Below are 7,791 nucleotides of genomic sequence, written 5' to 3' on the forward strand. Positions count from 1 at the left end.
CTTCTAAATGTTTGGTGGTTGGGAATTGAAAATCCATTATATCATAATCTCGCTCCCTTCGATCAACCGAAATCATATCAAGCCATTCTTCAAGCGTCAGTTCGGTTGCATCTATAAATCTTGTGTTCTTTTTTAATTTTCTTTTCATAGACTTTATTACTTTATTTGATGTGAAGTGTATTATCTACAAAAAAGCTCATAGGTAAAGTTATTAAGGTCACATAGTTGTCATTTTAAAGATAGGTGAAATATATTGTACACATGATGAAAATATTAAATGATATTCAGAAACAATCGAGCGTTATCTATTGAGTGACATTATATGCCTAGCCGCCTCCACCTCACTACATCCCATCTCCCGCATAATCCGCATCCGCTCGGCCTTTTCATGCTTCTCGGTCATTGCCAGCGCCAGATACAGTGCGGGCGGCACTACCCGAAACAGCGCCTCCACGCGAGGTGAGAGCACCACTCCCTCGGTATATTGCCCCGGTGACTTCGCCGCCGAGCGCAGCAGTTGCCGTTGATCCTCCGTCAGCGCCTTAAACCGGCACACCTGATCAATCTCTTCCGGCGGCATCACCAGCAATTCCCACCACTCGATCATATTGAGCAGTTTCTTCGCTTCATCGGGAAAATCCGCCAGGTTCTGCGTGGCGAGCCACAGCCAGATGCCAAGCTTACGCCACATCTTCGAGCCCTTGGTCAGAAAGCGCGCCAGCAGCGGGTTAACGGTAATGATATGCGCTTCATCGGTGATGTTAACGATGGGCCGCGCCAGATGCTGGTCGCGCTCGCCGAGGTTATTAATATGGTTAATCAGAGAGATATAGCTAATGGCAAGCTGTGCCTCATAACCTTCGCGAGCGAAAGTAGCGAGGTCTACCAAGGTGATATCCGCCTCCGGCCACATCGTGCCTTCGCGGTTAAACAGCTCGCCTTCAAACCCGGCACAGAACAGGTTGATGGATTCCGCCATTTCATACGCCCGCTGGCGGCGGGCTTCCGGCAGGCTGGTATCTCTGGAAAGGGCAAAAAGAGCGTCACGGATATCCTGGGTCAGCGTCTGTCGTTTTTCCTGATAACAAGTCTGCGCAGCAGCGATAATCGCTTGGCGGATCATCGCCCGGTCAGGTCGGGTGAGGCGCGCATCTTCTTTCGCTTCGCCTCCGGTGATCATCAGCCGGGCGGTGATCTCCATTTCGCCCAGCACGTCGCGCTGGTCGTCGCCCTCGCTCTCTTCATCCTCCGGAGGTTCAGCGTCGGTGACCGCCTGTTCCACCAGTCGCCACGCGTCACTGAACAGGGGCAGGGTGACGCCGGAACCGGGACGCAGGCTGATTTTGTTCACCGTCAGGCCGTGGGCGGCGGCGTAGTCGGCCATCAGGCCAAATGAGTTTCCGGCCTCGATGATAAACAGTCGCGGGCGGTGCAGCGCCATCAGTTGCGCGATTTTCGCGTTCAGCGTGGCGGACTTCCCCGCCCCGGTCGGGCCGAGCAGCAGCAGATGGCCGTTCTGGGCACGATCCTGCTTATTCAGCGGATCGAAGCACAGCGGTCCCCCGCCGCGGTTGAAGTAGCAAATCCCCGGATTCCCGGTACCGGTTTCTCGTCCGTAAACCGGCAGTAACCCAGCGATATGCTGGACGAAATTGAGCCGGGTATACAGCCCACGCGGATCGCGCAGGGGATCGAAGCACATCGGCAGCCAGCGTAACCAGTGGCTTAAGGGGGCCACTTCATGCTGCCCCTGTACGGGTACCAGACCGGCGTTAAGCAACAGGCTGTGCAACTGGCGCTGCTGGCGAAACAGGGTATCGGTGTCGGGTGCATGCAGGTAAAACGCCAGCGTGCTGCGGTAGAGCTTATGGCCGTCCTTCAGGTAGCTGCGCACCTCGCTGCAGTCGCGGCGGGTGTATTCCGAATCGGTATTGTCGCCAATCGCCCGGTCGGCGAGGTGGCTGATATGCTGCTCCAGCTTGTCCTGCGGATACATCACTACGGTCAGGTTCATGATGGTTCCCGCAGGCAGCAGGTCGAACAGGGCGTTGATCCCGTCGCCGCGTGCGGTTTCTCCGGTCAGCAGGCCGGGTGGCGGCGCTTTGCGCAGGCGGTCAACCACCACCACTTTATGCGGACGATTATCCAGCCACCAGACGCCGTTTTCCGCATCCGAGCGCGGTTCACTCACCAGTAGACGTTCGGCGAAGTCGGTGATGACGGGCAGGGATTCTGCTTCCGGTAAATCCAGTTGTCGCCAGAAGGCTTTTTTATCCTCAACGGGTGGCGCAGGGTTAAACCAGCGCACCAGCCAGCGATGAATGTCCTGCTCATTCTGGCGGATAGCGCTGATACCAGCAGCTTTCAGCCCGGCGGTGAGCCGTTCGCAGATATGGTTCAGGGTCTCTTCCGGGGAAGGTTCATCCGGTGAGAGTCCAGGAAGCCAGCGGTACACCACCATCCGCGTGCGCCGCCACGTCGCCCGCCAGCGGGTACGGGTGACGGTGTTATCGAGAAACAGCCCCTCATCGCGGGTGAGATTCGCCATATGGTTTGTCATCTGCGTGAGCCATTCGCGGGTAAAGGAGGAATCGCAGATTTCCGGTGCGGCGTAGGCGGCCAGCGTCTCCAGCCATGCCTCGCTGTCGTCCTCATCCTGGCAGAAAAACTGCACTACCCACGGCGCACGTTCGTGCTCATCAAAGGCATCCTGCAATGCGTCAGTGACGGTATCGCGGACCTGTTCCAGAAACGCCGTCGAGCGACCTTCGGTGCCAACGGGATTTAGCTCAAATACGGCACCTACCGAGCGGCCATCCTCCAGCAGTAGCGTCTGTGACTTCGGCAAAAATTCCACCCACGGCAGCCAGTCCACAAACGACGGGCCTTTGCGGTAGCTGGTATTCAGCGCCTGTTCGGTCAGGCCGCGACGTTCATTCATGGTGGAGTCAGGCGTTCGCCCGGCAATGCATACTGCGGGCGGGTATAGAAGGGGAACACGGTGCTGTAGCTGGGCACCGGCGTGTTGCCATTGAGGTGTGGGAGAACGTACAACACCATATCCGGGTTGGGCAGGTGCGGAAACTGGCTGCGAATGGTGTTCGCATCAGGTTGCGCCACCGGACCATCCGGCGGGCGGCGCAGTTGGGCGCGGGCATCCAGCAGGGCCGCGCTGCCGCCGCTTTGCTGCTGCCACAGGGTGAGCATACTGGCGTCGAGATCGACCGGCATCAGTTCCTCCTGCGAGGTGCTGCACCCGGCCAGTAAAAACAGCAACGTTAATATGGCGCGTATCATTCCAGACCTCCCGGCGTGCTGGCCTGCTGGTGTTTCACCTGGCGGCCTTCCGGCTCGTAGTCGATAGCCAGCGGTTCGGTGAGATGCACCGCCACCTTGTGGCCCGGCGGCACATACACCGCGTCGAACATCTGGCCGTAGTGCTGTTTCATCCAGTCGGCGGTCTCTTTTAATCCGCCGCCGATGGCCTGGCCGAGCACGTACTGACCGTTGTTGCCCGTCACTGCGCTGGTGATGCTGCCGTCCTCGACCACGGTGGTGCTTTCGCCGTTGGCGAAGGCCTGCGCCGCCGCACCGGAACCCGCCAGCAGGAACTGCGAGGTCAGGTACTCCTTCGCATTGCTTTTGCGCTCGCCGGGAATACACGGCAGCCCCTGGTTATCCGAAAGCCAGCCGATCTCCTGCTGTTTGTTACCAGATTTGCCGCCCTGTGGGACGGTGCGGATGGTGCCGTCGTGAAACACAAAGGTCATGGAAGTGATTTGCCCGCGCACGCAGGAGAGCGTCCAGTCGCCGGAGGCGATACCGGAGACCACTGCGCCCGCCACATCCGGCAGTTCGATGCCGTTGGCGGTGAGATTGTCCTCGCCAATCAGCAGCTTGAACGGGTAGGGATCGCTGACGGTGCCGTTAAGCGGTACGCGGCCAATCAGCGCCGTCATCGCCACCGATCCGGTCAGCGTGGCGTTCTGCGGCAGGGTGTAGACCTTCACATCAGGTTTAGGTGGCGGCTTGTCCGCCGCTTTCAGGGGGACGCGCAGCAGCTTTTCATCCACGGGCGGGGGCGCATCCAGCGGCTCCAGCCAGCGGATATCCGGTTGTACGTCTGCGGGCAGTTCACCAGGTGTCAGTCCCAGACCGGGCGGGATATCGTCCGGGCGTTTCGCCATCAGGCGGTCGAGCTTATCCAGCAACCCACGCTGGCTTTTCAGCAACTCATCGCGCATCTGATCCTGCTGTCTGCGCATATCGCCGCGTAACTCTGATACCAGCGTCGCCTGCTGGGCTTTCAGCCGCTTTTCGCGCGCCTGCTGGCTTTCATTATCGCTCTGGATTGACTGGAGTTCGCGGCGGTACTGCTTCATCTGGCCGACCAGCGTGGCGACGGTATCGGCAGGCGTGTCGCCATCGATGCCCAGATCGCGCAGTTCCTGCGGCGTTAACGCTGCCACTGTGCGGGATGGAGATTTCTCCGGCGTACTTTTGCCTGCCGGGCGCAACAGCAGCCATACCGTTACCAGCATAATCACAGGTAGCAGGATTTTCAGCAGGAGGCTCTGGCGCGGCATCATGGTTTCGGCTCCGGCAGCAGGGCGCGCGAAACCGGGCCTTCCGTCACCAGGTATACCACGGTGGTATCTTCTGCCAGACCACGTGGGCCGAGCCAGTCATGCTGGAACGCGGCGGCGGTGAACTGCCCCTGAAGTTCGCGCGGATCGAGCGTGATGCGCTGTCCGCTCTGGTTTTGGAGGCGGATGGCGGTGACGGTGGTGGCGTTAACCTGCCATGACGCCAGCGGGATGGCGGTAACAGGCTGCTGCGGCAATAAGGTGGTGATGCGTTTCGCCAGCCGGACGGGGGCAGGCGTGACGCCTGGCAGAGCTTCAACAGTGCGCAGCGGCGCATACAGGTTCTGTGCGGCATAGCGTACCAGCAGAATGGGCAGGGGCTCGGTTGAGGCTGTCACCGGGACGGACGTTTTTGCTGTGGCAGGCGTCTGCGGGGCGTAGCTAATTTGCACGGGTTCAAGTGGCGAAGTGCCCTGGGTGGCCTGAATATCCAGCAGGATCAGCTCGCCGCTGCCGGTATCTCGTAGTTGAATGCGGGTGGACGGGAACGCCGTATTTGCCAGCAGGAAGACCTTTCCGCCCGCGCTTTGCAGGCGTACTTTACCTTCCAGCGTGGCGGGATAGCCGATGCGCACCGATTTACCCATATCGACAATCCGCTCCTGCCCGATATGCAGCGTGACGGGCAGTAGGATGTTTTCCCACTGCACCACTTCCGTGGCGAAGGCCGGAAAACTCAACAGCAAAGCCAGGAGGATGGGTTTCATGGGGTTTCCTCCGTCACCAGACGCTGCGGTGCGGCGTCGGTGCAGTCGATCGCCAGTCCCCACGGATTTTTCTCCGCATCAATGGCGTAACGCACCACCTGCAACGGGTAGCGCACCAGTGCTTTTTTCACCGGCTCGTTCTGGTAATACTCCTCAACCGCTACATCAAGTGTCACCCGCCAGGCATCCCGGCTTAAGGTCTCAACGCGCGGAACGGGGCGTTTATCGCCGTCATGCACCAGGCTGCTGTAACCGTGGCCGGGCAATTCATACACGCCGCGCGAGCGCTCGCGCAGCTCACCACCGTTGTGCCGGACCTGGAAATCGTGCTCCAGCCGGGTGTGGCAGGCGGGCGTCAGGTAGGCGCGTAGCGAACGAAGGTTGCGGGAATAGTCCTCCTCGCCGTTATCCGGCCAGCGGTTAAGTTGCTGGAAGATATAAAAGGTGAATGCGTAGACGCTGGCGGGCGGCACTTCCCACCACGGGCGGGTGCTGCCGCTGCGCAGGTCCGGGGGGAACCAGAGGGTAAGCTTTTGCGGCGCGCTGTACCAGCCGTAGCCGACGCCCGTAAGACACAGGCACAGCAGAACAATCACCGCCCGCAGCGTAAGGATATGGTTATCGCGCTCAGCCAGCGCGTGGCGAAACCGGCTCATCGCGGACTCCTGCGCACTACCCATACGGTACTGTGCTGCACCAGTTGTGCGCCGCGAAGATGATGACGTTCCAGCCAGGCAAGAATCGCCTGCGGTAGCCAGCTATCGGGCTTGCCACGTTTGGCGCGGGCCAGGATGCGTCCGCCGCCCTGAATCAGTAATGCCGCACCTGCCAGCGCTGAACTGGGGATCAACGGCCAGTAGTGGGTTATCAGGGCCAGCAGAATGCCGAGCGCACAGCCACCCCCAAGACCGCTTGTCAGCGCCAGAAACAGCTCGCTGGTGGTCAGGCCGCGCCAGACCACTGGCTCGCGGTTGAGGCGGTCGGGGAGAAAGGGGATAGTCGTCATATTACAGGACGTCCGAAGCCTGGTTGAGCAGCCAGATGATGACCACCAGCAGAATGCTGCCGACGCCCGCCATCGAGCCCAAATCTTTCCACTGTTTGCGCCCGCTCTGGATCTCGGAGTAAGTAGCAATGCAGTTGTTCGCCACCACCAGAAAACCGACGGCGCAGATGGCCAGCGCCAGCAGCACCACAATATCAAAACCGTAGTTTTGCAGCGTCTCCATAATGCCTTGGCCCTGGCCGCGCGACGGATCTTCCATCGTCGGCAGGTCGGCGAGGGCGTTAAATGTGGCGAACAGCAGTAACAGAACCCAGCGCATGATGCCTCCTCAGCTCAGGACCAGCCAGAAACTGACCAGAACCAGTAATAGTGAACGGGCCGCCACCGCGCCAAAACTCTGCCAGCTCAGGCGCTGGCGACAGACGCCCTGCCAGGCGACCAGCAGCGTCCAGGCGCACCACAGCAACAGGACGCTGGTAAAAAGTCCGAGCACCAGCAGGCTGACGGTTTCCGGTTTGCTCAGGCTGGCGGCCTGGAAGGCGGCGAGTTGGGAGTCAGTCATCGGGATGCTCCCGCTGGTAGCTGGCGCTCAGGGGCTGGACGGCGCGCGGCTGCGCTCTCGCCGGGCTAAGGTAGCGGCGGATGCCCTGTTCAACGGCAGAAATGTCCTGCTGCGCCTGTAAGTAGTCGAAGAAGTAGCGTGACTGCGGATCCGTGCTGGCACTCGTTTGGGCGCGCTCCAGCGAGGTTTTTATGCCGTCGAGTTGCTTCAGCGCGAGGGCGAGTTGGGTGGATTCCGGGGAGGCGCTCACCAGTGTGGAGAATGGTAGAATTAATAGTAATAATGCTGTCTGGGTTTGCATGGCCGCTCTCCTTTTTTCTGGCATGGGGTCAGGTTAGGAGAGCGGATGATACTATTCTGCTAGAAAATCATTTCAACATATGGAGAATTTTAATTGGTGAATCATCTGGCGTGACTTTTACTTTTTCATAGTAAACTGGTTCGGGGACAGGGGAGTCCCAGGAATGCACATCATCCTTATGGAAAGGAATGCATGACATTGCTGTTTTCTGTAAAATCTCAACTTTAATATCGTGTTCCTTTGTGTCTAATAGGCTGTCCTTTAAGCTGTCAACTCTTGCTTGGGTAATTTTTGTTGGGCAAATGAGTTTTATATTTGCGAATGAAAATATGTTTATACCAGTTATGAAAAAACGGTCAGGGATATTTTTATAGTATCTGGTATTCCATAGCTGACCATTGAACATGCCATGTGGGTATTTCTCTTTATCTATGTAGTATTGATGTTGGCGCCAGTCAGCAATTCCTGACATATTCATTGCCATGTTTATAATCAAATTAGGTATGGGCCTGAAAAGTAAACTGAGTACAACCAGTGCTACAGGAAGAAAAATTGCACCTCCCCATAAT

At 58.4% G+C, this 7,791-nt stretch carries 10 protein-coding genes; all 10 read right to left on the bottom strand.

The features are described 5' to 3' along the window. Window positions 1-301: 301 nt before the first annotated feature. A complete protein-coding gene (locus tag NNN71_RS22565; protein WP_271459378.1) occupies window positions 302-2,941 on the bottom strand; it encodes a conjugative transfer ATPase in 2,640 nt (879 codons plus the stop codon). Further along, window positions 2,938-3,297, bottom strand: a complete 360-nt coding sequence (locus tag NNN71_RS22570) for a TIGR03751 family conjugal transfer lipoprotein (RefSeq protein WP_271459379.1) — start codon at window positions 3,295-3,297, stop codon at window positions 2,938-2,940. The genes NNN71_RS22565 and NNN71_RS22570 overlap by 4 nt, the downstream gene beginning before the upstream one ends. After that, window positions 3,294-4,589, bottom strand: a complete 1,296-nt coding sequence (locus tag NNN71_RS22575) for a TIGR03752 family integrating conjugative element protein (protein WP_271459380.1) — start codon at window positions 4,587-4,589, stop codon at window positions 3,294-3,296. The genes NNN71_RS22570 and NNN71_RS22575 overlap by 4 nt, the downstream gene beginning before the upstream one ends. Further along, window positions 4,586-5,353, bottom strand: coding sequence for a TIGR03749 family integrating conjugative element protein (locus tag NNN71_RS22580; RefSeq protein WP_271459381.1), 768 nt, complete (start codon window positions 5,351-5,353; stop codon window positions 4,586-4,588). The genes NNN71_RS22575 and NNN71_RS22580 overlap by 4 nt, the downstream gene beginning before the upstream one ends. Next, window positions 5,350-6,009, bottom strand: a complete 660-nt coding sequence (locus NNN71_RS22585) for a PFL_4703 family integrating conjugative element protein (protein WP_271459382.1) — start codon at window positions 6,007-6,009, stop codon at window positions 5,350-5,352. Before NNN71_RS22585 ends, NNN71_RS22580 begins: the two co-directional genes overlap by 4 nt. Next, window positions 6,006-6,359: a TIGR03750 family conjugal transfer protein gene (locus NNN71_RS22590; RefSeq protein ID WP_271459383.1), complete on the bottom strand. Its 354-nt coding sequence runs from the start codon at window positions 6,357-6,359 to the stop codon at window positions 6,006-6,008. Before NNN71_RS22590 ends, NNN71_RS22585 begins: the two co-directional genes overlap by 4 nt. Before the next feature lies 1 nt (window position 6,360). Next, a complete protein-coding gene (locus tag NNN71_RS22595; RefSeq protein WP_271459384.1) occupies window positions 6,361-6,678 on the bottom strand; it encodes a TIGR03745 family integrating conjugative element membrane protein in 318 nt (105 codons plus the stop codon). Between the two features lie 9 nt (window positions 6,679-6,687). Next, window positions 6,688-6,921, bottom strand: a complete 234-nt coding sequence (locus NNN71_RS22600; protein WP_032670664.1) for a TIGR03758 family integrating conjugative element protein — start codon at window positions 6,919-6,921, stop codon at window positions 6,688-6,690. Next, complete coding sequence (locus NNN71_RS22605; RefSeq protein ID WP_271459385.1) at window positions 6,914-7,222, bottom strand: integrative conjugative element protein, RAQPRD family; 309 nt, start codon at window positions 7,220-7,222, stop codon at window positions 6,914-6,916. Before NNN71_RS22605 ends, NNN71_RS22600 begins: the two co-directional genes overlap by 8 nt. Before the next feature lie 67 nt (window positions 7,223-7,289). After that, window positions 7,290-7,791 (bottom strand): hypothetical protein (locus NNN71_RS22610; protein ID WP_271459386.1); only part of this gene is annotated, 502 nt, incomplete at its 5' end.

The organism is Kluyvera sp. Awk 3 (assembly GCF_028069715.1).
Lineage (GTDB): Bacteria > Pseudomonadota > Gammaproteobacteria > Enterobacterales > Enterobacteriaceae > Kluyvera > Kluyvera georgiana_A.

Coding starts and splice junctions, on each gene's coding strand:
- NNN71_RS22565 (WP_271459378.1), bottom strand. CDS start 2,941: ATGAATGAACGTCGCGGCCTGACCGAACAGGCGCTGAATACCAGCTAC.
- NNN71_RS22570 (WP_271459379.1), bottom strand. CDS start 3,297: ATGATACGCGCCATATTAACGTTGCTGTTTTTACTGGCCGGGTGCAGC.
- NNN71_RS22575 (WP_271459380.1), bottom strand. CDS start 4,589: ATGATGCCGCGCCAGAGCCTCCTGCTGAAAATCCTGCTACCTGTGATT.
- NNN71_RS22580 (WP_271459381.1), bottom strand. CDS start 5,353: ATGAAACCCATCCTCCTGGCTTTGCTGTTGAGTTTTCCGGCCTTCGCC.
- NNN71_RS22585 (WP_271459382.1), bottom strand. CDS start 6,009: ATGAGCCGGTTTCGCCACGCGCTGGCTGAGCGCGATAACCATATCCTT.
- NNN71_RS22590 (WP_271459383.1), bottom strand. CDS start 6,359: ATGACGACTATCCCCTTTCTCCCCGACCGCCTCAACCGCGAGCCAGTG.
- NNN71_RS22595 (WP_271459384.1), bottom strand. CDS start 6,678: ATGCGCTGGGTTCTGTTACTGCTGTTCGCCACATTTAACGCCCTCGCC.
- NNN71_RS22600 (WP_032670664.1), bottom strand. CDS start 6,921: ATGACTGACTCCCAACTCGCCGCCTTCCAGGCCGCCAGCCTGAGCAAA.
- NNN71_RS22605 (WP_271459385.1), bottom strand. CDS start 7,222: ATGCAAACCCAGACAGCATTATTACTATTAATTCTACCATTCTCCACA.